Here is a 23327-nt window from a genome sequence, read left to right on the forward strand (position 1 = left end):
GTCTGTTTATTTGCAAGGTAAAGTGTAAACTTGTCAGCTATTTTTAGTTACTTGGACGCCGCAAACTCCTGTAGTAGTTCATGGAAACTTTTTTTACCGAAACGCTGGGTATTAGTAAAGAAACATACCAACTAGTGTTTTTACCGCTTGTTATTTACTGCTCACGCATGTGCGATGTAAGCCTTTCTACGTTGAGGCAAATATTTGTGATGAGCGGAAGAAGAAATTTAGCTCCCGTGGTGGGCATTTTTGAATCGCTGATATGGCTGGTTGCCATTAGCACCATTATGCAGAATCTGACGAATGTCTATTGCTATATTGCGTATGCAGCTGGTTTTGCTTCCGGTATTTTCCTGGGGATGACCATAGAAGAAAAATTAGCTTTAGGCAAGGTAGTAGTGCAGGTAATTACCCGCCGGGAAGCCACCGACCTGATTGATTATTTACGGTCTACCAAGTTTGGTTTTACCTATGTAGAAGGAGAAGGCAAACGTGAAAATGTAAAACTAATCTTCTCAGTTGTGCAACGCCAGGACCTGCCAGAACTGCTTAGCATTATTACAACCTTTAACCCGAATGCTTTTTACACGGTAGAATCTGTCCGCTATGCCAGTCAGCCGGCCAACTATGCCATGATCGGTGATAAAGGAGGATTATTCTCTTTCTTAACCAATTTAAAAAGAAGATAAATTATATATTTATATAGCTCATTTCTAACAAGTTATTAGCTATCTCTCAAAAAACAGGAACCTTACCGGCAGATATTCGTTTTTCTTACAGTTGAACTTTATTGGTAGAATCTTAGCTCCTGCCGGAGCTTTACCTGCTTTACAAGTATTCTTTATCTATGTTTTTACAGATTTTACTGCACCTTGCTGAAGGAATTCCTGCAGACGGTGGACCTATTTATGCGGAAACAGATTTAACAAATTTAGTCGCAGAACCCTGGAATGCGTATTCTTCCCTTACCTTTCTATTGCCAGTTATTTATTGGTTTTTCAAGCTACGCAATCATTATAAAGACTATCCATTTCTGATGGCCTGTATGCCATTGCTTACACTTGGGGGCATTGGCAGCACCATTTATCATGCGTTCCGTAACTCAGAATTCTTTTTGCTGATGGATGTGCTTCCTATTGCCCTGCTTACGTTTTCTGTCATTTTATATTTCTGGTGGAAGGTATTAGAGCAGTGGGTGTATGTGGCTCTGGTGGCTATTGCCTACATTACGTTACGCATATTCATTTACCAGATAGCCTTTGGCCAGCAAACCATCCTGAATCTTTCGTATTTTGTTACTGGTGTGATGATGTTTGTACCGGCCTTCTTACTCTTGCTTAAAACTAATTACAAGGGTGTGCTGATTATTATTATAGCTTCCGCTTTTTTTATATTTTCCTTGATATTCAGGCAGATAGACACTCCTTTTGTATGGCTGCCCATGGGTACACACTGGCTATGGCATGTGAGTTGTGCCATTGGTGCCTTCTTCCTGGCGCAATACCTGTATATGGTTGCCCATGTGCAAAACCAGAAAGTAAATGCCTAACATCCGATAGTATCCATCTTAGAAGGGCGGGGAAATTGTTTTCTCGCCTTTTATTTTATATACAGATTTTACCTAAACGTAAGTTGTTCCCTATTGACCCTTAGCCAGATAATTGCTTTATTGGACATAAACATCCAATACATGAAAAACCCTGCGTACACGACTAAATTTATATTGGCTATGCCTGTCATTCTGTGGTTTTTGCTGGCAGGCACGGCATTCCTAACTTCCTCATTTCAACCTCCTGTAGCAGCCAACAAACCCAGACTGATTATCCGTTGCGACGATGTCGGGATGTGCCATGCAGTAAATATGGCAACTAAACAAATGATTGAAACAGGTATTCCCTTCTCTGCTTCCGTTATGTTTGCCTGCCCCTGGTACCAGGAGGCCGTAGAGATTTTAAAGAATAAACCCCATGTTTCTGTAGGTATACATCTCACGTTGGGCTCAGAATGGAAAAATTACCGCTGGGGCCCTATATCCGGCAAAACAGTGGTGCCCAGCCTGGTAGATAGCCTAGGCTATTTTTACCCCACGCCTGGCGACCTTATTCGCCGCAATCCGGAAATCGGGGAAATAGAAACCGAATTCCGGGCACAGATTGAACGGGCGTTAGCTTCCGGCCTGAAAATAGATTACCTGGATAACCACATGGGAGCCGGACTATACAGCCATGAGCAAAGAGAATTGGTAGAAAAACTGGCGAAAGAATATAAACTAGGTATATCCCGTTATTTCGCTGAAGAAAACATGAAAGGCTTTTCGGCAATCCCATTTGAGCAGCAGCCAGACAGCCTGATTGCAGCCATCAATAAATTAGAATCCGGAAAAACATACCTGATGGTAATGCACCTGGGTTTGCAAAGTCCGGAAATGGACGCCCTGCACGATGCTAATGCTGGGGGTGTAAAACAAATGAGCAAACAACGGGAAACAGAACTACGAATTCTGCGTTCGCCTCAATTCAAAAAAGTTATTACTGATAAAGTAACTGTTCTTACTTACAAAGACTTAATGGCTAATAACGGAATAAATCAAATGAAAAGACCAAGCAACTAGTAAAAAATAAAAACCGCACAAATCATGTGATCTGTGCGGTTCTGTTCTGCAAATGGAAAAAGCATTACAGAAATTTTCCAATACTTACTCCTTTCCAACTTCTGTAATGCTTTGTACGATAAATAATCAAACTTGAGCTAATTATTTGCCGTAGTATGTTGAATTATACGGGTAGCTTTTCTGAAAGGTTATACTTTTTTGAATTTTCTTTTAAAAAGTTTCACACCAAATTTACACTTGTTTTCATTTTCTAGTATTACGTGTTTCTTATATTACGCTGGGCAAAAGAAAAAGGAACCAACGTTTCTGTGTATAGGAATTTAAAAATCTGCTATTTTTCGTGGTGAATTTTGCAAAAAGCCTGGAGAAATCTAAACTTCACTTCCCAATCTCGTATACAGTCAGTAATTAAAATCTGTATGTTTGCTCATTCAATTAATTCGTATTGCTTATGCTGAATAAAAGAGCTAGTGGCCTGTTGTTGCATATTACCTCCCTGCCTTCTGCCCATGGAATTGGCGATCTTGGCCCGGAAGCCTACCGTTTTGCAGACTTTCTGGCGGCGGCCAGGCAAACCTACTGGCAAATTTTGCCACTTACGCCTATTGAAGAAGGCTTAGGTAATTCGCCTTACAGCAGTGCTTCTGCCTTTGCTGGCAATACCCTGCTTATTAGCCTGGAGTTTCTGGTGCAGGAAGGTTTACTCTCGAGTAGCGACCTGACGGAGGTGCCCCGTTTTCCAAGCTCACAAGTAGATTTTACTGCCGTGCGCCAGTATAAAGAACCCTTGCTGCACAAAGCCTATGAACGGTTTTTTACGCATGCCTCGCATGTTGAGCTGCAAGCCTACGAATCTTTTTGTGCAGAAAACCAAAGCTGGCTGGACGACTTTGCTTTGTTTTACCCCCTTACGCTACATTTCAATTACTTGCCGTGGCGGGAGTGGCCAGATTCGATTAAGAACCGCACACCTCAGGGTATAGCAGAATATGCACACCTGCTGGCAGACAAAATTCGCAAAGAGAAATTTTTACAATACTTATTTGCCAGACAATGGTTTGCATTGAAAAAATATTGTAACGAACGGGGTATCCATTTTATAGGCGACCTTCCTATTTATGTACAATACCAGAGTTCAGATGTATGGGCAAACCCCAATATATTTAAACTTGACTTAGATAAAAAACCGTTTGCCGTAGCTGGCGTCCCACCCGATTATTTCAGCGAAACCGGGCAATTGTGGGGTAACCCAGTATATGATTGGGAAAAGCTACAACATACTCAGTATGATTGGTGGGTAAAACGGGTAGGCCATAACATCCGCCTGTTCGACATGGTGCGCCTGGATCATTTTCTGGGATTTGTGGCCTATTGGGAAGTGGATGCTGGTGAAAAAACAGCTATTAATGGTAGCTGGATTAAAGCCCCGGCTGACGATTTCTTCCAGACCTTATTTAAGCATTATCCTTATCTACCTATTATCGCTGAAGATTTAGGGATTGTTACAGCAGAAGTAAGCGGATTTATGCAACGGAATAACTTTCCGGGAATGAAAGTATTATTATTTGCCTTTGGCGAAGGCATCAGCCATAATCCCTATGCGCCACATAACCATGTAGAGAACTGTCTGGTATATACTGGTACGCATGATAATGATACGGTACGGGGCTGGTTCAGTAAAGATGCCGATAAAGCTACCCGCCAGCGGCTTGAAGCCTACCTTGGTTGCGAAGTAACCGAACGGAATATTGCGAATCAATTTATCCGGCTGGCCATGATGTCGGTAGCAAAAACAGCTATTATGCCAGTGCAGGATATCTTAAACCTGGATAATACGGCTCGTATGAATACGCCTGGTACTGCCAGCAGCAACTGGGGATGGCGATTGGCTCCTGACCTGTTAGATCAAGGGATGGCTCATAATCTGGCATCCGTTACCGAACTATTTGGCAGGGCTTAAAAGATCATGTAAAATGATTTTATTGAAAAAACATTAAACAAAAAATCCGCAGTTTGGGCTGCGGATTTTTTGTTTATTAAGCGGCTACATCGTCTATATCCTGGCTGCGGCGTTCGGCAATTACCCGCTTGAGTTTTGCAATGGCTTTTTCGGCCCTTTCAAAATCAAGTTTGTTAATGCTGCTCACCATCTTCTCTTTTTCTTCGGCAGTTACTACCTCATTATTGAGCAACAGCAGAATTTCAGCTTTCTGCTTGGTAGTAGCCGGCTTTTGGGTAGCATCGTCCTGAGCCACTACCTTGGGCTGTTGTACTTCAGCAGCTATAGGTTCTGCAGCTACCGGGGCAGCTTGCGAACGTTGCGTAGAAGCTTTAGATGCATCAGCAGGTGTAGACAAATAATCCATTTCTTCCGCAGGTGTTGGCTCATAACCGGCTGCACGGATTATCCAGGCAAGTATATTCCGGTAAGCTTTACCAATAGCCCTGGTTTGAGCCATAGAAGCAATGGCAAATTCCTGATAATATTTTTTACCTGACTCTTTATTGCTACAGATGGCAAAGCCTGAACCCACAATTTGTTCGGTACGCAGGTTCAGCAGTTTTACTTTGGCCTGGTACTTCATTTCATGCTCGTCGCTGATATTGGTGAGCTCTTCTACAATAGGCAGAATTCCCAGGCGGGAACCAGCATATTGCCAACCTTCCACATTTACAAACTCTTTTCCCTGGATGTTATGAAACAGTTTGTTCTCCTTAATGAATTTTGCCAGATCCACTGCCAGATTCATTGTCTCATCAGACTTAGAAATGTCGTAACTCTCGACCCTTTTCTTTACCATTTTCTGATTGTTTTCTGTATTCATCTCTACTTGTTTTTGCATATAATATCAACAGAAAATGTTCAGCAAAAGTGCCAATTTTATAAAAATATTTTATATATAATTAACTGAAAATTAGATTTTTATAGAGTTATTTTTCTGTTTTATACAGCTTGTATTTTTACACATCTGTATGGGAGCAGACCCTTGCTTTTTGACTAGTAAACGGTTGCCCCTTAAACGACAGGACATATCTGGTTTCTAGCATTTTTTGTAGTGGCCACTAGTGCTGATCAGGTTTTTTGCTTCTTCTTTTTAGCGGCTGGAAACAGTATATTATTCAGAATTAAGCGGTAGCCAGCCGAGTTGGGATGCAGGGATAAGTCTGTGGATTCTTCTTCCGGCATGTGCCAGTAATCTTCCGGATCGTGGCCGCCATAAAATGTCCAGGTACCTTTGCCTATTGTGCCATGGATATACCTGGCTTCATTCTCTACCTTCGTTTCTCCCATAATAACGGCCGATGCTTTAACATAAGCCTTTTTAAAAGCAGTGGTCTGTCCCATAAACCCTTTGATCATATGTTCGTGGTTCTGGGTAAGCATACTGGGAACGGGGTCCCATTTGGCAGAAAATGTAAAAAGCGAAAAAAAGTCGTTGCCTTCATAGAGGCTCCGCTCATGTCTTTTGTTATCTATATTGGAGAATCCACGGTTGTATGAACCTAGACTTAGGGTAAAATTTTCAAAAGCAAACGATTTAGTGAAATCAATTTTCTGCTGTGCCTGCGGCTCAATTCCATCGCCATCCCATGCCTCGTCCACAATATCTACCCCATCGGATGCCAGGGCCACGTCAAAGGTTTCCGTGGCAGAACACATGGCAAACATATAGCCTCCGCCCAATACAAACTCTTTGATTTTCCGGGCTACCTCAAGTTTCATGCGGGATACTTTGGTGAAGTTGTATTTAGCCGCCAGACTCTCCGACTCTTGTTGCTGCGCCTGGAACCATGCTTCGTGCCGGTGGCGGTATGATTTTCCGTACTGCCCGGTAAAATCTTCGTGGTGCAGATGCAACCAGTCGTAGGTAGGTAATTTACCTTCCAGGATTTCCTGATCATACACGCGGTCGTAGGGAATTTCTGCATAGGTAAGCACTAAGGTAACGGCATCGTCCCAGGGCTGGTTAATTTTGGGTGAATACACTACAATTTTGGGTACCTTTTCCAGCTTCATTACATCCATATTTGCATCCGGGCTGGCAATTTCTGTGAGAATAGTGTTGTATTCTGCATCTGACAATACCTGGTAAGAGATGCCCCGCACCAATAGTTCTTTTTCCAGCGGCACAGAATGTTTAAAAGCAAAACTACCTCCCCGGTAATTCAGCAGCCAGTCTATTTCTACACTATTCTGTAAAATATAGTAAGCAGCCCCATACGATTTTAAGTGGTTTTTTTGTGTGTTATCCATCGGGATAAGAACCTGGGCAGCCTGAATTTTAGGTAGTTGTAAGCAAACTACCAGCAGGCTAAGAAGGAGGCATCTGGTCATACGCAAAGACGTTTACTGATCGGAGAACATATGCTGGTAGCAAGAGCACGGTTTACTTTGTAATTGCCCTGGCTGAACCATTACAGGGTATCTATTTTACGAATGGATTAGTTCAGCCATTGTATATATAGGCTCTTGAGACATTCAATCAATATACAAAATTTAATTTGTACATCAGCCGAATATGCTCTAAAAATGAATAACTGCCGGGAGTTTGTGTTAGCCCTGGGTTTTTACGCCTACCAGTTAAAGTTAAGTAGATGATTAGCTATTATTTCACTCAAGAAACGAGGTATATTTACGTAGAAGGGTTTGTAATTTTTGTTGAATGTTTTGCTCCACTATGCCCCCATGGTAGCAAATAAGTTTGCGGATAGCTACCTGCTGAAGTTTTTCAACAGACCTGACTGCTGCCGGCAGATCAAGCGTAAAGTGCGGATTGGCTATTTCCAGTTCATCATTTTCATATACTACTGCATCTGCGGTAATTAGTGTCTGGCTTTCTTCTAGGTAAAGAGAAATATGGCCAGGCATATGACCAGGTGTAGGAATAATCCTAACTTCTTCTAGAAACAGTTCGCTTGCGTTTTCCGGCAAGGTACGATCCACCGGTACGGTTTGCATCTTTCTAAGCATCTCCTGAAAATACTGTGCACCGGCTTTCTGGTCTTCCGGAAGGGTATGATACAGCTCTTCCGCCTGCTGTAAGCGCAAGGATTTTGCTTTTCCACTAATGTATTTCTGCTCTATTGCAGACGAGTAAATTACTGCCTGCGGGTATTTCTCTTTAAACTCTGCTAATCCGCCCATATGGTCTATATCGTGATGGGTTATAAGTATACCTGTAAGGTGTTGCAATGATAAACCTTGCAAACTGGCAGCCTGCTCTATCATAGGCATAAAGCCTGTGTAGCCACAGTCCACCAACATCATTTCTTTCTCTTTTCGTAAAACCACCGGATACAGAGTATCTTCTTTTCCATTAAAGCCAAATTTTACTTCCAGTACATGTACTTGCATGGTTTCTTTAGATTATTTTCAGTAGTTGAATGTTGTTTTTTGTTTACTCAGTTGAATTACCGGTTAATTCGTATATCATCGTATACTCAGTATCCGGGCTTACTTCCTGGATAAATTCTCTTGCATAAATTGCCCGATGGCTTCTGCAACTTTTTGGGGCTGCTCTTCTTGTGGAAAGTGTCCGCTGGTTTCCAATTTTACCACCCTGGCCTGTGGAAAGCCAGCCACAAATTTATCCAGATTATGCGGTTTAATTACCGGATCTTTCATGCCCCATATCAACAGCGTTGGTTTGTTAGATAGAATATGCCTCTTATGCCAGAGTTCCTCAAACCAATGCTGATCATGTAGGAGAGATCTGGCAAATGCCAATGCCCCATATCGTTGCGATTTAGCAGCAAAAGGTTTGGTAAACTGTTTTAGGGTTGCGTTGGCTAGTGTATGCTCACCAAAGGATTGAGGAAGAATAAATCTGGGTGAAAAATTCAGATATAAGTACAAAAAAGGTAGCAAGGGACTTTTCAGAAACTTGCTCATCTTCTGGTAATCAGGATCTGCTTGACTGCTCCACAGCCAGGAATTCAAGATTATCAGGTTAGCTATTTTTTCCGGATGATTCATGGCTGCATGCAAGCCAATAGGGCCGCCAAAATCATGCACGACAAGGGTGATCCTATTTAATTGTTTTTCCTGGATAAATTTTTCCAGCGTCTGGCTGTGATTGAGCGTGGAGTAGTCGTAATGGGCGGGCTTATCCGACAGGCCGAAACCCAGGTGATCTATGGCGATGCAACGGTAGGTTGGCATTAGCGCCTTTATTACGTTGCGGAAATCGAAACTCCAGGAAGGTGTGCCATGAACAAACAACAAGCACTCACCCTGCCCTTCGTCTATGTAGTGCAACTTGTGTCCGTTTACAGAAAAATAGTGGGGCCGGAACGGATAGGCAGACGTGTCAAGCCATGGAGGAGCCATATATGTTTTTCTACAAATATCTGCTTTCTATGGCTTTAGCAAAATAATTCGCTACAAAATAACATCCTGGAGAAAACAAACAACCGTTTATAAAAGCAAAAACTGTTGCAAAGAATATTTATGTTTCTCTGCAACAGTGCCATACAGCTGACTCTAATTCATTACAGGCTGTTCTGGGTGTGGCATTCAATCGTATGCGTGTTTGAGTGTGGCTATGTCAATTTTATCCATTTGCATCATGGCTTGCATTACCCGGCCTGCTTTAGCTGCATCTTTATCCTGCATAAGTTCGCTTAGTAAGGTGGGTATAATTTGCCAGGACAGGCCATATTTATCTTGTAGCCAGCCACACCGGTTAGTGGCTCCTCCTTCAGAAAGCTTGGTCCAAAGTTCATCCACTTCGGCCTGCGTTTCGCACTTGACAAAGAAGGAGATGGCTGGGGAAAAAGTAAATTGAGGGCCTCCATTCAACACCATAAACTCTTGCCCATGAAGCTGAAACGAAGCAGACATAAACCCTCCTTTTGGCCCAGGACCTGCATCGCCGTAGCGTAACACATTTTTTACTTTTGAATCTTTAAAAATGGACATATAAAAATTCATTGCTTCTTCCGCATTGTTGTTGAACCACAGAAAGGGTGTAATTTTTTGGGTGTGGCGTTGCTCGGTTTTCATGATAAATAGGTGGTTGGTTTATACAAAGGTACTTGTTATCAACCTTTCAGCCGATGTGCATTTCCGGCATTTTAGGGGGTGGTTTGCGGCAATAATCCTGTTAAAATTTATCACCGCTTTTACCTATAAAATGTTGGTGTGTAACGGGATTTTCGATTAAGAAACAGGCATAGTACTTTGCCCGATAAACTTCATCACCAGTTCATTAAATTCATCTGGTTTATCCATATTGGCACAGTGGCCGGCATCTTTCATCAGAAAGTAGCTACTTTGAGGTTCCGACTCATGCCAATTCCTGCTCATCCGCAAGGCTAAAGCAAGGTCTTTGTCTCCGCTAATAATCAGCACCGGATAGGTACGTTTTAGCTTAGCTCTTGGCTGAAGTACTTTACCCAAGCCTGCCATCACTGTAAATGATTTTCTGGTAAACCTGGTTGCCATCTCATAAAAACGGGCTTTGGATTCCGGCTTCAATACAGATACTTCTGCCACATACTTACGGAACGAAGTCATAGAAAACAGCGCTTTCAGTATCCATTTTATGTTTTCAAGCCGTTGTGCCCTGGCCAGTTCTTTGTTATCAGCATTTATATTGTAGCCACCCAGAATAGTTAAGGAGGCTAATTTGTCTGGAAAATGCAAGGCATAGTACTGAGCAATCAATGAACCCATAGAAACACTCACCAGGTGTACTTTGCTATATCCCTCCAACCCGAGAATGGCCTCTATATGGTAAATGGAATGATCTATTTTGTCTTTAGCTTTCTCTACGGACGATAAGCCATGGCCAAGCAAGTCTATCGTTACTACCCGGTAGGCACGCGAAAAATAGGCAACCTGCTGATCGAAGCACCGGTGGTCGGCAAATGCCGGATGCAGAAATACAATCAATTCATGGGCAGGATTTCCACAAGTAAAATAATGGATTGTGTAGCCATCTTGCTTCAGTTGTTTATGCTCAAGGGTTGACTCAGTAGTAAGTAAAGACATAGCTGCGGTTTCTGTTAAAGGTACTCTTTGTGTGTAATACTGCGCTAAAACCTTTACACAAATGTTGCAAAATACCCTTTTTATTTATTCCTACCATGTCTGCATTAGCTTAGTGATGTTGTTTTATGCATTAGAAAGTATATAATCATGTGTTTAGTCCAAAGAAATTGACTCCCTGTCACAATCCATACGGTAGAGGTCAAACCCGGTATCCCAATAATCTTTTACGATTTCTCTAACTTGCAAGCCAAATTTCTCATAGAATGGGTGTACCAGCTGCAAGGTTCTGACAGAAAGTGTTTTTACTGAGCTGATTTCTTTTATCTGCCCGATTCTATACCTGGTTAGCGCCGTACCCAGACCTTTTCCCTGGCTTTCCGGATGAATAATGTCCCAAGATATTTTAGCCGTTGCGCCATCTTCTGTTATGTTAAATCCGCCACAACCCATAATTATTGCATCTACTTCTACGACAAAGTAATTTGCTGCATGGTTGTCTAAATAATAGATCAGGTCTTTTTCTTCATTGGCAGAAAAATACGCTGGTGTGTTTAGCCTAAGCAACGTTAGGACACCCTCTTTATCGGCAGGCTGGTATTTTCTGATGATCATTGTCAGTAGTATTTATCCGGTTTTCACCTTTTAAGGCTTTTCCCGGTTAGCTTCTTTGAGTTTCTAGATAAAATTACTACCGGGTGGTAAATAGTTCTCTTATGCTTGCAGCTGATGTTTAGCCATTACGTTTGGGCTCGTAATGAAGCACAACAATTCCACACTCGAAAGCGGTAGATTTTACCAGCGTGAGCTTTTGTTGACTTTCTACTTCTTTGAAAATGGCCATTCCCTTTCCAATAACTGTGGGATTTATAAACAGATGAAGTTCATCAATTAGCTGGTGTTTAATGAGAGCCGATACAAAGGTGGCACCGCCATAGGCAATAATGTCGTTACCGGTTTGTTTTTTGAGGGTATTGATTTCCTGGGTAAGGTCGCCTTTGGCTAAAACGGTGTTATCCCATATTGATTTGTCCAGGGTTTTGGTAAACACTACTTTGGGTGTATCAGTAAATTTTTTGCCGGCTGCCACTTCAGGATTTTCCGGACTAGCGGCCACATTTGCCCAATAGGGAATGAATCCTTCGGCAAGTTTCCGCCCCAGAATAATGCAATCTACGGGTTCTGTTAGCTCTTCCACGTAATTTTTAAGTTTAGTGTCCCAGTCGAAAACCATAAAGTCCATTTCGCCATTTGGTCCGGCAATATATCCATCTACAGTCATTTGTACTTGAAGCTTTACTTTTCTCATGTTCGTTTAGTTTGTTTATAGAGCAAATTTCGCAGTAAATTTTAACTTTTACGGGGTGTAAAAACGGCATAGTAGCTGGCTTTCTGCGGCAAAATTCATATAAACTTGTGTAGTATCTACGCATCAACATTAGCCCGTTGGTACAAGGCTGTCTGTAGCTTGTAACCCCAATGGCAGCGCACAGCAGTTCCAGGAGAATATGCCTGTTGGTAGCATGCCCTGAAAGCAAGATGTTGGGGTAAGTTAAAAGCCAATTTTTTTTGAATCGGATGACTGCTCGAAACCCCGTTTGTCGAAATTGAAAATATCGGCAAGCGCCATTTCTTTGTCAACTGCACTATACCCCCATGATTTTAACAAGTTGTTTGTTTTTTCTTTGGATAGCGGTTTAAATTCATAATTGGCTATCATTCTACCTTTACGAAGAAGGGCTTTGTCTACCCGTTCTATATTCGTATTGAATGTACAAACAATCTTAATATTGAGATAATCGCTGAAAAGCCCATCGGTTAGCTGGAGAATTGTGGAAACCACAGAACTTTCGCTTTGGTACTCCCTGGTAGTAATCACTTTCTCTGCATCTTCAATAATCAGGATGCAACTTTTATTTTTCAACAAAAAGGAGATAAACTCGGGATTAAGCAAATCCTTAATAAACTCATTCTGAATAAAAATAAATGCATGCTTCGGGTGCCCGGAAATGAGATGTTTAATATAGGATGTTTTGCCTGTGCCAGGTGCGCCATGCAGTAAAATTAATCCTGCCTTATCTTTAACCATTGCCTCCAGAATGAGGGAGTGTATTTCCTTAAAATCATCGTTATACAGCTTTTCAATATTCAATTCCAGTTCATCTGTAGGAACGTCTTCCGTAAAAAATCCTCCTGTATTACGGGATAATACTTTAAAAACCGGCGATTTATTAGCCCCGAACCGGATACGAAGTTTACTGTTGGTGGAGATTACCCATTGTTCAAGGGCTACGTCTGAGACATCGTATTGAAAGTCTACCATTAATTCATTACTCACTAACCGGATAAATAAGACAAGTTTTTTTGTCTCACTTCTCAGCAGATATTCGTATGGGTAATCATTAGAAGAATCAGCATTTTTTACATCTTCTGTAGACCAGTTTTTATAAACCTCTGTAATGGCTAACTCCGTAAAATCAATAGAAGCGATTACTGCTTCCATATTTTCCTTGCTTTCGTGGAGTGGCGTTTCAAATCTAAGATTGGAGGGAAGCACGTTGTAACAGACCGTATAATAAGCAGACCGGTCAAACTCCTTATAGGAATTGTAGGCATCAATGAGCTGGAGCATTTGTTAAATTTTATTTCAAGTATGAAGTTTTATAAGCAGGTATGGCTTGTACTGTAATTTCCTGTAATGCACCAGAAGAAGTGCCAATGCAAAATGTTGCTTATTTCTGCAACGCTGTGCCTTGAAAAAACTCTCCTACCTGAATGGCAGCATTCTTCCTTGTTTGTTATACCAGCCAAAAGAAACAGATATAGAGCAGTAAGCTAAGCTGTATCACCAATTAATGTATACGCTGACCGAAAGTAAGCAAATTATTATCCGGGTCGAGTACGGAAAATTCTCTTTGTTTCCAGGGTTTGTTGGCAAGTGCTGTACAATTGCTGTTTTTACTTTGAACGTATTGGTAGAATGCATCAATGTCATCTGTACGTATATATACCTGGCCATAATTTTCCTTTGGATCAAGTTCTTTAAACTCAAAGAAATGAATCTGGATATTGTCTTTTTGAATCATCAGGTAACCCTCGTAATCCGCTTCACCAAATTCTTGAAAGCCTAACTTGTTTAGGTAAAAGTCCAGAGTGAGGGCTTTATTACGCATAGGCAATTTTGGGTGGATGTCTGTCAGCATAGGTTGTTGAATTAACGTGCCAAATTTTTATTTCTCATTTTCTATTACAGCCGGAACAGTAGGTTTTCCGGAGAAGTATTCTCTATTTATTACTGTTATTCTTCCGGCATATCCTCTTTATTTTATGGCTATCCATAGTATGCTTACCGGATCAAATTGGGTAATTGATTCCTCATAAGCAGTTCGGGTAGAATCTTTCCATTCCCGGATTTGCAGAAAGATTTGATCTTGCTCGAACAGATATGTGCACTTGAGTTTCATGAAAGGTTGCTTATCTGCTTGCTTAACCTGTAAACGGAACTGATTATGTTTTTTGTTTTTACTACCTTTCCATTGTTTAGGGCTTCTGCTTTAATGTGATAGTGGTTAAACTTGCCCGCCTTTAATTCAATAATATACTCTTTTCCGTTCTCTACCTTATCAAGCTGTTGACCTGTTTTACTATCATATACCAGGATTAAGGGGAAATTAGCTTGTGCATTATCAAGATAGTACTGCCCAAAACGGATAGTATCAGCTCTATTAACCCTTTGAGTAGCAGAATATTTTTGAAAACTACAGGACGTGATACCTATACACATCCATAAAAGATAATTCTTCATATACAAAGCTTTCTGAACATGGGTTTATCTCTTTTTAAGTGCTAATTGCAAACGGTGAATCAAGAAATCACTTATACCGATGGTTTGGCCTTGCGGAGAGGAAGGACCTTCTAAAGCCGGGAGTTATCCACGGTTTTTAATTACTTGATACGTTACCTGCAAGGTACCATTCGAGTACGTCTTACTATTTATCAAGGATAGCCACACCTTGTCTTTCAATAGGTCAACCATCGGTTTACCCTTGCCCAGCAATACAGGGATAATGGCTACTGAAATTTCATCAACCAGCGCAAGATCCAACAAAGAAGCTAGCAAATTGGCGCCGCCAAACACCGCAATGTCTTTTCCTTCCTGCTGCTTAATGGCTTCCACTTGTTCTTTGATCGGATCATTAATCAGCCTGTAGTTTTTATTAACAGTCTTCAAGGTGTGAGAGAACACATAATTGGTAATACCTGGTGTTGGCTTATTCGTCATTGTCCCTATCTTTTCATACGTAATGCGGCCAAAGAAATATGTATCAAACCGTTTCATATGCTCGGCAAAGTCTATTTCTTTATCGATCAGAATCCAATCATACGCTCCATTTGGACCCTCGATATAGCCATCCAGACTTGCTGCAAAGCCAGCGATGATTTTTCTCATATCAGTGACATTATTCTGTTGAAATAGTAAAGTGGCTACAATTACAATAAATCCCCAATTCCTTATACTGTGCTATGTTAGCACGCAGGTACGTGGCGCAGGCTTACTCATACCTGTTGTGTTTGGCGAATAATAGTATCTGCAAATCCTTTTGGCTGTAAGAGCTAACTTTTTATCCAATTGCATAGTATAACCTAAGCAATGCTCACCCATTATTGCTGAGAAGCAGGTAAGTAGATTTGCAGTCCAACATTCAAGACGACTCTACCTGTCCGGTTCTCAACGCTGTACTTTGAAGAAGAGTAGGCGACTAATGCTTCTAGTCCTATCTGTTGTGTTATAAAATGTACTACTCCTACTCCCGCTCTGTATGTCGAAAAATTGTCAACATTTATCTGAGGTTCGCTTCCATTTATACGGGTATTCTGCCATAAACGCTGAAAAACAACAGCACCTTGCGTAAATAGACGGGTAGACGTTGCCTTTCCAAAATAATAGCGGATAAACGGAGAAAACCCAGCAACTGTCGTGTTTGACCGGTAGCTGTTCCCCACGGTATCGTCATTGTTGAATTTGGAGTAGCTTATGCTTACCCCTGTCCCCAGAGCAAAATTAGTAGTAATAAAATAGCCCATCTGCGGAGAGATTCCAAATGAGTAATTTTTCTCAAAATTAAAGTTAGCACTTCCCCCAAGAAGTTTGGATCCTTTTTCAGTTTGTGCCCAGGTGGTAGAGGAGAAAACAAGTAAACAGAATAAAAATAGCAAAGTGGTCTTACGCATAGTAGTTATAGTTAAAAGTTGAAATTTATAAGGAAGCGGCCTTAGTCTAGATCTGTACTAACTCAAATTTTTTGACCTCGGCTCTTGTCTTTTTGCAACACATTCCGCATCAAACCTACCTGCGCACAAAGGCGATTGCAGTGAGGCAATGTGCTTTGCTTTAGAAAGCCAGTTTGTCAAATATAAGTGTTTTGCCTATTGGCCTTGTTTAATTTTTGAGATCTTAGTAAGCTTTCTAATCCGTATACTTAGTTTTTACATCGCTTAGTATAGTATCTAACTGGCCGGCACTTAACCACTTTCCCTTAAGCATTACCCCACTTATTTTCCTTGTATTAGATATATTTTCGAGCGGATTTCCTTCAAGCAATACTAAGTCGGCAACTTTGCCAGCTTCTACGGTACCATTATCAGTATTTCTTTTCAGAAATTCCGCAGCATTAACCGTACTCGTTTTTAATGCTTCGAATTCGGAAAGTCCAATACTAACTAACTCTTCCAGTTCTTCATGAATACTGAATCCGGGTAATACATACGGATTCAGACAATCTGTTCCGGCCAGAAATCTTGCTCCGGTATCAAACATAATCTTGGCCAGCTTTTGTTGTAATGCGTATTCACTTGTTCCTTCCCGTAACCGCTGTTTCCAAAACTTTTTGGTAACCTTATCAACATATTGCTCATAGTGCTTTTGCTGGGCAAAATCGTCTGGACTTTTCTGAATATTTTTATGCACAAGCAAGGTTGGGCAAATCCACTTATAGGCTTTTCCAATCATAGCTGCTTTTGTATCTAAAGAGATTGCCGGTGAAATCTTCCTCAATTGGCTAAGGTCGATATGCTCCATTGAATATTGACTTAAGGAAAGCGTTTTGCTTAAGTCTACTGCCAGCGGAATGTGGCCAACAACAGGAATATGGAGGGAATCACTACTTTCTAAAATTTGGCTATATAACTCTGGAGTTAACGTGTGGTAAATTTTAACAAAATCAAATCCTGCCTTCTTAAACCTGATTACGGCCTCTTTTGCTTCGGTTGCAGTTTTTAAGCTTACACTTTGCGGCCAACCTTATATACATCCAGTACCGGACTGGATGTATATAAGGTTGGCCCCAGCAGTGCTCCCTTCTCAATCTGCTCTCTCCATTGCAAATGAAAAGAAAACCCAAACATATCCCGTACAGTTGTTACGCCATTGGCTACTAATAAGAGTAAGTTATTATCATCATTCAAATGCACGTGCATATCTGCCAATCCCGGAATCAGGTATTTTCCAGTGCCCTCTATCAAAAAGGGTTCAGCCATAGTATGAATGCTAGCTAGAGAACTTTCAATCTGTTTAATCCTGCCATTTTCGATCAGTACGAACTGGTGCTCCAGAATTGTATCCAGAGTCATGGGTATAAGGGATACATCCTTAAAAAGATACGTAGAAGGTTTGCCCAACATCACTTTTCCATATTTAGATGGTAATGGAGAGGTGAGATGTTCTGGAGGAAAAGTCATGAACATAGAAGGGTATAGCAAATAAGCATAGATACCGGCCACACTGATTACAGCCAGGCTAACCAGCCCTATGAGGGTACGTATGATTATTTTTTTCATTAAATCGGTCTGCTATACTTTCCTTAGGTCGTTATTTTATAGCCGCTTGAGTTCACTTACAGGTAATGGAACAATCATCCTCGCAGTTCTTGGTTTCTGTGGTGAAATCTTGCGTTGGAGCAAGCCCAATTGCCGTAGGATGAGATGCATGTTATGTGCTTATAAGCTACTAAAAAGAAAACCATTCTCTTAGACAAAAATGGTTTTCTTTTTAGTAATGAAATTCTGAATTAATGCGCTGCATTCTTCTGGTCTGCCCGCTTTTGTAGCTCTTCCACCGGTATAGACATCAGGCGGCCTTTGGGTTCATTGCCTTTGTAGGTGATCACCCGGAGCATAACTGCCTCTTTTGGAAAAATCAGTGGCTCTTTGTACTTGGGATAAAATCTGTCAGGGAATGAGTTGTCAAAAGTGTAGTAAATATCCAATCCTTCTGCTTCGGTAGTTAGTTCTACCTTTAGTTGCTTGTCGGCTGTGCGGGTGGCTGTTATGATGGGCTCAAATACACTGGGGGCATACTTTACTTCGGCTACATCCATTCTGTCGAAATGCTGCTCTACCCGGTTTACAAACTGATTCCAGTTTTTCTTTTCCTTAGGAGACCATACCGATTCTGCGATAGCAAAGCCGCGGGGCCAGGTCATGTATTCTGCATGGCGCATGTTGTATACCTGCTCTGTCCATAAGTTGGCTTGTCCTCCTTTAATATACTTGGGATCTACCCCATTGGGTACTGGCTCAAACTGGTAGGCTTTGTTTAAACGCAGAGTAGCATATACTCTGGGTTCGATACTAGGGTCGCCCTGCATATAATCTATATAGGCAAAGGTAGTAGGGCTCATTACCACTTCGTGCTTTTGTTTAGCCGCTTCTATTCCCCCTTCTATGCCCTGCCAGCTCATTACAGCCGCATTCGGAGCCAGGCCGCCTTGCAAAATTTCATCCCATCCAATAAATTTTTTACCCTTTGCCATCACTATCTTTTCCAGCCGTTTGGTAAAATAGCTCTGTACTTCATTCATGTCTTTCAGCTTCTCTTTCTTCATCAGCGCTTTTACAGCATCGCTTTTCTCCCAGAAGTTTTTGGGGCATTCATCGCCACCCATGTGTATATATTCGAATGGAAACAACTGGGCTACTTCGGTTACTACCTTATTCAAAAATTCATATACTTTTTCGTTGGCCGGACAAAGGGTGTTATCTACCAGGGCTATTGGCGGATGTCCCTGCGACCAGTCCATAATTTCCTCTCCTGAACGCACCTGGTAGTTTTCCACGCCTGGTGTACAGGAAAGTTCCGGATACGAAACTACAGCCGCTAAACTGTGGCCGGGTACATCTATTTCAGGCAGAATATTTACAAACCGTTCTTTCGCATATTGCACCAGTTCTTTGATGTCTTCCTGGGTATAAAAGCCGCCATACTCGCGTGGCTCGTCGGCAGCAGGTTTCTCAAATGTACCAAAGTAGCCTACTTTCTTTACGCTCCAGGCACCTACTTTTGTTAAGTTCGGATAGCTCTTAATCTCAATACGCCAGCCTTCATCATCCGTTAAGTGTAAGTGCAGCAGGTTGTATTTGTAGCGCACCATGTTATCAATATAAGATTTTACCTCATCTTTGGTAAAGAAGTGCCGCGATACATCAAACATCAGTCCCCGCCAGCCAAACCGGGGGTAATCGGTAATTTCTACACAAGGAGCCTCCCAGGTTACATTCTCTACCTTTGTCTTGCTTTCTATTGCTGCAGGAAACAGCTGTACCAGAGATTGTACTCCATAATACAAGCCTGCCGGTTGATTCGCTTTTATTTCAATGGCAGTAGGCTTCACCGATAACTGATACCCTTCCTTTCCAATTGTTGCATCGGCTTTTTGGTTCAGCAATAAGCGGATAGTAGCGGAAGGAGCCGTTGCATTCACAGTTACTTGCCTGCCGGTGGGTATGGATAGGCGGTCTTTCAGAAAAGCAATCACTTGTTTCATTTCCGGCTGCGATCCGGCTTCTATTACCACGTTTTCAGGCAGGGTAAATTTGCCATTGGTCTGTGTTACAGATACCGGTTCAGGAATAATGGCAATACTTGTCTGGGTATTCTGGCCAAAGGATGCTACCGTTAGAAAACTGAGGCAGAGTGCAATTAAAATTTTTTTCATAGAATGGTAAACACGACAGGTATGGAAAAAATAAAGAACGTATAATTTGCTGTTGCGTGTAGGTACACGCGATAAGCTGGTAAATTACTTAGCTAACTTAACAATTCAAAGTTACTTCATTCTATCCATATATTATTCAAGTTATTCATTAAAAAGTATAATTTTCAAAATTATAGGATTCGCCAAAAGAGTATAGCTATGGAATACGTTCCCATTACCTGGGCTCCATAGAGTACTCTTTAATTCAGTATCCGTGCGCTTTGAGTATCTATACTACAATTTTCTACCTTCCTCCTTTATCATCATTGCTAATCTTCTTGCTCCGTTTACCTCCACCATTTGCTTCCATCTGCCCGAACCGCCACTCGAAAGTAAGCCGGATAGAGCGGGTTACATACAAAGATGTAAAGGTAGACTGGAATGTAGGCATGGCCTGGCGGCCTTCTTGCCATACACCTCTATTAAAGGGATTGTTGATGCCCAAAGTAAGACTAGCTTTTTTGCTCCAGAATTCACGCTTGGCCGAGATGCCATACCAATAAAAACCTGAATATTTTCCTTGCAAGTTAATCCAGCCAGAATTGAAGTTTCCATTTGCCTGTAGGGTGAAATCTTTAGGCAATTTATAAGTAGTGTTCAGGTTTACACTCCAGATAATACCACTGTTTTGTTGGTTAAGTCCCGGACTGTTAACATAAATATATTGCATATCAGCTCCGCCATTCATGTTCCAGTCTTTATTTGGCTGCCCGGAAAGGTTCAGGTTCAATCCATAAGATTCCCGCTTGGCTATATTTTGTGGTTTGGTAAGAGATGAGCCTTCTTCGGTTACGGTAGATATATATTCTATGGCATTGTCTGTGAGCCGGTAGTATAAAGAACTATTAATGGACAATCCTTTTTTGGTGGTTGTGCTATACGAGATTTCCGGAGAATGATTTAGTTCAGGGTCCAGATAAGGATTGCCGGTAAATTTATTTAGGGTATCTGCTTCATTAATCCATGGATTTAAGTACCAGATCAGGGGCCGCTGAATACGCTGGGTATAGCTTATTTTAAATGTGTGAGTTTTAATGCCTTTAGATAAAGTAAAACTAGGAATCAGGTTAGTATAGTTGTTGGACAAAGTGGTCCGGGTGGTTACAAAGTCACCATCTATATCGGTATGCTCCAGCCTGGCTCCGATGCTTAAGCCCCACTTGCGTTTGGTATCTATCCGTAAAGAAGTATACCCAGAGTATACACGCTGTACATAATTAAAATCATTAGATTGTGCAGGTACAGGAACTAATGGCCCTACCCCATCGGCTGATTCTTCTACGCGGAACTCACTGCCGATATCCCGCAGAATACTTTTTAGACCTACTTCAACCTTTATTTCGGTAGTATCTTTCCGGCCATTCCGTTTAAATGGATGCGTGTAATCTGTTTGCACGGTATATTCTTTATTGCGGCTGTAATTGTTGCTACGCTGACGCGAAAGGATAGTCTCTCCAACGGAGAGCGCAAAGCGATCGGTATCGTAAAAATAATTATCTGGCATACGGCTGTACTGGCCAAGCAGCGAGAATTCTTGTCCGGCTTTTTTGAATGTTTTGGTGTAGCCTACATCCATCTGCCCATTGCCATACGGATTATAGAAACTAATAGCATTGCCAAAGGATTGCAGTTCGGCTCCTGCCGGATCGGTCAGCCGATTGATTACCCGGCTATCGTTCGGAAAATTTCCACCCCATATATTGAGTGCCAAATTGAACCGGCTGGTAGAATCGGGGTCATAATCAAAACTCATTTCTCCATAGCCGCCCCGGCCGGTATTGTCCATAAAGTTGCTTTGTGTAAGTGTGTTTACTGGCTGTCCATTAAAAAGAGTTGTACGCACCGATTCTCCTTCCCGTATATTGCGGTACTGGTATCCATTGGCTGAAAGGGATAGCCCAAATTTTCCTTTTTTTGCATTGAGGCTAGTGCCTATGCCCTGGTTGAAATTGCCTGCGGTGGCATTTACTGTTCCGCTAAAACCTTGCAAGGCTTTTTTAGTGATAATATTAATTACTCCAGCTGAACCTTCAGCATCGTATCTGGCACCAGGATTAGTAATTACCTCTACAGATTTAATGGTATTGGCAGGCATTTGACGCAATGCATCGGCCAGATTACGGGCCATCATGGCCGAAGGTTTTCCATTAATAAGCACTTTGATGTTACCATTACCCCGCATCTGCACATTACCATTTAAATCCACAGAGAGCATAGGCACTTTGCGGAGCACATCGGCAGCCGTACCGCCAGCATTAGAAATATCTTTTTCAGCATTGTATACCAGCCGGTCGCCTTTATCTTCTACCAGATCTTTCTGCCCGCTTACGGTTACTTCTGCTAATGCCTTGCTTTCAGTCGCCATACGAATTGCGCCTAAGTCAAGAACAGGCCGCTGGTCACTCAGGGTTACCGGAACTGTTTTACTGCGGTAGCCCACATAGGACAAAACTAGGGAGTAAGTACCTAATGGCAGATTCGCCAGCACAAACGTGCCATCGTCTTCAGAAGTGGTGCCGGTGAGTAATTTAGTACCCTCCATTAACGCTACAGTTACATAAGGAACTGGCTTAGCTGTGGTGGAGTCGGTAAGGGAGCCCGTCAGCTTCCCCGGATTGGATGTTTGGGCAAAGGCAATAGTTGCCCAGAAAGTAAACAGGAAAATGGCAAATAGCTTATTCATTGAAGTGTTATGGGCTGCTAAGGTAAATTAGCACTGGTTAAAAGGTGAACTGTATTATAATGAGAGGACTATATTCCTTTACAATAGTAATAAAGTAATACTTTGTATAAGATACTTCACAATAATATAATATGCATAGTTATTATGCGTCATGGTCATGAGTTTATGTAAAAAGGTTTTTTCTTACATATTCTTAGCTTTCTTGCGTTTGGGTTGAACAAATAATTTGCCAGCCAAAAAAGAGGCTTTTATGGAGATTAAAAGCATTTTTTATGGAATAGAACTAAAAATAACTGTCCGTTTCCGGACAGTCATTGTATCAAGTTGAACAGCAAAAATTAGTTTAATAGGATTTGTAAGCAAAGCTGCATATCAAACACACCTAAAGTCTATTAAGCAAACCTTCCACTTTTAGTACTTCGCCTGGCAGTAGATTCATCAGATGGATATGGCCGATACGCATCCGGATGAGCCGTAAGGTAGGAAAGCCCAAAGCCGCCGTCATTTTGCGGATCTGCCGGAATTTGCCTTCCGTGAGTGTAATTGCCATCCAGCTGGTGGGGCCATGGCGGTCGTCGCGGATCTTTCTGCTGCGCAGTGGCAGTTCCGGAGCCGGTTCAAGCAAGCAGGCTTTACAAGGTTTGGTTTGGTACTTTATGCCTTCTAGCGTAATTTCTATGCCTTGCTCCAGCTGTTCCATTGCCTGCTGACTGATCAATCCATCTACCTGCACGTAATATTCTTTTTCTATGCCGGCACTGGAAATATAGTTACTGAGCTTTCCATCGGTAGTTAATAGAAGCAAGCCTTCGCTTTTTTCGTCTAATCGGCCTATGCTCATGGTGCCAGGCGGAAAGGCATATAACTCACCCAGGCGTTTTTTCTTGTTGCCTTCCCCAATAAACTGGCTCAGGTAACCAAAAGGCTTATACATAATAAAATGGTGGTGCAGCATAAAGCAATATATTTCCGGATGGTGATTTGCCCGACAGGTTTGCAAAGTAAGCT

General features: G+C 41.8%; 23 protein-coding genes. 4 read left to right on the forward strand and 19 right to left on the reverse strand.

Annotated elements, in window-relative coordinates:
* Positions 1–80: 80 nt before the first annotated feature.
* The 4 genes from Q0590_RS05830 (at position 81) to malQ (ending at position 4571) form a co-directional block, all read left to right on the forward strand.
* Positions 81–689: a DUF2179 domain-containing protein gene (locus Q0590_RS05830; RefSeq protein WP_302036557.1), complete on the forward strand. Its 609-nt coding sequence runs from the start codon at positions 81–83 to the stop codon at positions 687–689.
* 158 nt (positions 690–847) lie between these two features.
* Positions 848–1549 (forward strand): hypothetical protein, encoded by a 702-nt coding sequence (locus tag Q0590_RS05835; RefSeq protein ID WP_302036558.1) that lies wholly within the window; start codon positions 848–850, stop codon positions 1547–1549.
* Positions 1550–1690: 141 nt separating this feature from the next.
* Entirely contained in the window at positions 1691–2611 is a 921-nt protein-coding gene (locus tag Q0590_RS05840) for a polysaccharide deacetylase family protein (protein ID WP_302036559.1), read from the forward strand.
* Between the two features lie 451 nt (positions 2612–3062).
* On the forward strand, positions 3063–4571 hold the full coding sequence (malQ, locus tag Q0590_RS05845) for a 4-alpha-glucanotransferase (protein ID WP_302036560.1): 1509 nt from the start codon (positions 3063–3065) through the stop codon (positions 4569–4571).
* Positions 4572–4647: 76 nt separating this feature from the next.
* On the opposite strand, the gene Q0590_RS05850 is transcribed toward malQ, so the two are convergent.
* The 19 genes from Q0590_RS05850 to Q0590_RS05940 all read right to left on the reverse strand — a co-directional run bounded on the left by Q0590_RS05850 (position 4648) and on the right by Q0590_RS05940 (position 23274).
* Complete coding sequence (locus tag Q0590_RS05850) at positions 4648–5454, reverse strand: hypothetical protein (RefSeq protein ID WP_302036561.1); 807 nt, start codon at positions 5452–5454, stop codon at positions 4648–4650.
* 230 nt (positions 5455–5684) lie between these two features.
* The gene (locus tag Q0590_RS05855; RefSeq protein ID WP_302036562.1) at positions 5685–6947 is read right to left on the reverse strand and encodes an asparagine synthetase B; all 1263 of its coding nucleotides are present in this window, start codon (positions 6945–6947) and stop codon (positions 5685–5687) included.
* Positions 6948–7223: 276 nt separating this feature from the next.
* Positions 7224–7967 carry an MBL fold metallo-hydrolase gene (locus Q0590_RS05860; RefSeq protein ID WP_302036563.1) on the reverse strand — a complete coding sequence of 248 codons (744 nt, stop codon included), beginning with the start codon at positions 7965–7967 and terminating at the stop codon, positions 7224–7226.
* Between the two features lie 99 nt (positions 7968–8066).
* A complete protein-coding gene (locus Q0590_RS05865) occupies positions 8067–8942 on the reverse strand; it encodes an alpha/beta fold hydrolase (protein ID WP_302036564.1) in 876 nt (291 codons plus the stop codon).
* Positions 8943–9128: 186 nt separating this feature from the next.
* Positions 9129–9617 (reverse strand): VOC family protein, encoded by a 489-nt coding sequence (locus Q0590_RS05870; RefSeq protein ID WP_302036565.1) that lies wholly within the window; start codon positions 9615–9617, stop codon positions 9129–9131.
* A gap of 156 nt (positions 9618–9773) precedes the next feature.
* Entirely contained in the window at positions 9774–10607 is an 834-nt protein-coding gene (locus tag Q0590_RS05875; protein WP_302036566.1) for an alpha/beta fold hydrolase, read from the reverse strand.
* A gap of 153 nt (positions 10608–10760) precedes the next feature.
* The gene (locus tag Q0590_RS05880; protein ID WP_302036567.1) at positions 10761–11219 is read right to left on the reverse strand and encodes a GNAT family N-acetyltransferase; all 459 of its coding nucleotides are present in this window, start codon (positions 11217–11219) and stop codon (positions 10761–10763) included.
* A 118-nt stretch (positions 11220–11337) separates the two neighbouring features.
* Positions 11338–11913 carry a dihydrofolate reductase family protein gene (locus Q0590_RS05885; protein ID WP_302036568.1) on the reverse strand — a complete coding sequence of 192 codons (576 nt, stop codon included), beginning with the start codon at positions 11911–11913 and terminating at the stop codon, positions 11338–11340.
* 243 nt (positions 11914–12156) lie between these two features.
* Positions 12157–13236 (reverse strand): AAA family ATPase, encoded by a 1080-nt coding sequence (locus Q0590_RS05890; protein WP_302036569.1) that lies wholly within the window; start codon positions 13234–13236, stop codon positions 12157–12159.
* Positions 13237–13456: 220 nt separating this feature from the next.
* Positions 13457–13807, reverse strand: coding sequence for a bleomycin resistance protein (locus Q0590_RS05895; protein ID WP_302036570.1), 351 nt, complete (start codon positions 13805–13807; stop codon positions 13457–13459).
* A gap of 117 nt (positions 13808–13924) precedes the next feature.
* The gene (locus Q0590_RS05900) at positions 13925–14068 is read right to left on the reverse strand and encodes a hypothetical protein (protein WP_302036571.1); all 144 of its coding nucleotides are present in this window, start codon (positions 14066–14068) and stop codon (positions 13925–13927) included.
* Positions 14065–14409 (reverse strand): hypothetical protein, encoded by a 345-nt coding sequence (locus tag Q0590_RS05905; protein ID WP_302036572.1) that lies wholly within the window; start codon positions 14407–14409, stop codon positions 14065–14067. The genes Q0590_RS05900 and Q0590_RS05905 overlap by 4 nt, the downstream gene beginning before the upstream one ends.
* Positions 14410–14532: 123 nt before the next feature.
* Positions 14533–15054, reverse strand: a complete 522-nt coding sequence (locus tag Q0590_RS05910; RefSeq protein ID WP_302036573.1) for a dihydrofolate reductase family protein — start codon at positions 15052–15054, stop codon at positions 14533–14535.
* 212 nt (positions 15055–15266) lie between these two features.
* Complete coding sequence (locus Q0590_RS05915) at positions 15267–15836, reverse strand: hypothetical protein (protein ID WP_302036574.1); 570 nt, start codon at positions 15834–15836, stop codon at positions 15267–15269.
* Positions 15837–16071: 235 nt separating this feature from the next.
* Positions 16072–16683, reverse strand: a complete 612-nt coding sequence (locus tag Q0590_RS05920) for an amidohydrolase family protein (protein ID WP_302036575.1) — start codon at positions 16681–16683, stop codon at positions 16072–16074.
* Positions 16684–16886: 203 nt separating this feature from the next.
* Positions 16887–17441 carry an amidohydrolase family protein gene (locus Q0590_RS05925; protein ID WP_302036576.1) on the reverse strand — a complete coding sequence of 185 codons (555 nt, stop codon included), beginning with the start codon at positions 17439–17441 and terminating at the stop codon, positions 16887–16889.
* Between the two features lie 230 nt (positions 17442–17671).
* Positions 17672–19597: a beta-N-acetylhexosaminidase gene (locus tag Q0590_RS05930; RefSeq protein WP_302036577.1), complete on the reverse strand. Its 1926-nt coding sequence runs from the start codon at positions 19595–19597 to the stop codon at positions 17672–17674.
* Between the two features lie 283 nt (positions 19598–19880).
* On the reverse strand, positions 19881–22319 hold the full coding sequence (locus Q0590_RS05935) for a TonB-dependent receptor (protein WP_302036578.1): 2439 nt from the start codon (positions 22317–22319) through the stop codon (positions 19881–19883).
* 382 nt (positions 22320–22701) lie between these two features.
* Positions 22702–23274, reverse strand: coding sequence for a pseudouridine synthase (locus Q0590_RS05940; protein WP_302036579.1), 573 nt, complete (start codon positions 23272–23274; stop codon positions 22702–22704).
* Positions 23275–23327: the final 53 nt, after the last annotated feature.

Origin of the sequence: Rhodocytophaga aerolata (assembly GCF_030503435.1) — a bacterium.
Taxonomy (GTDB): Bacteria; Bacteroidota; Bacteroidia; order Cytophagales; family 172606-1; genus Rhodocytophaga; species Rhodocytophaga aerolata.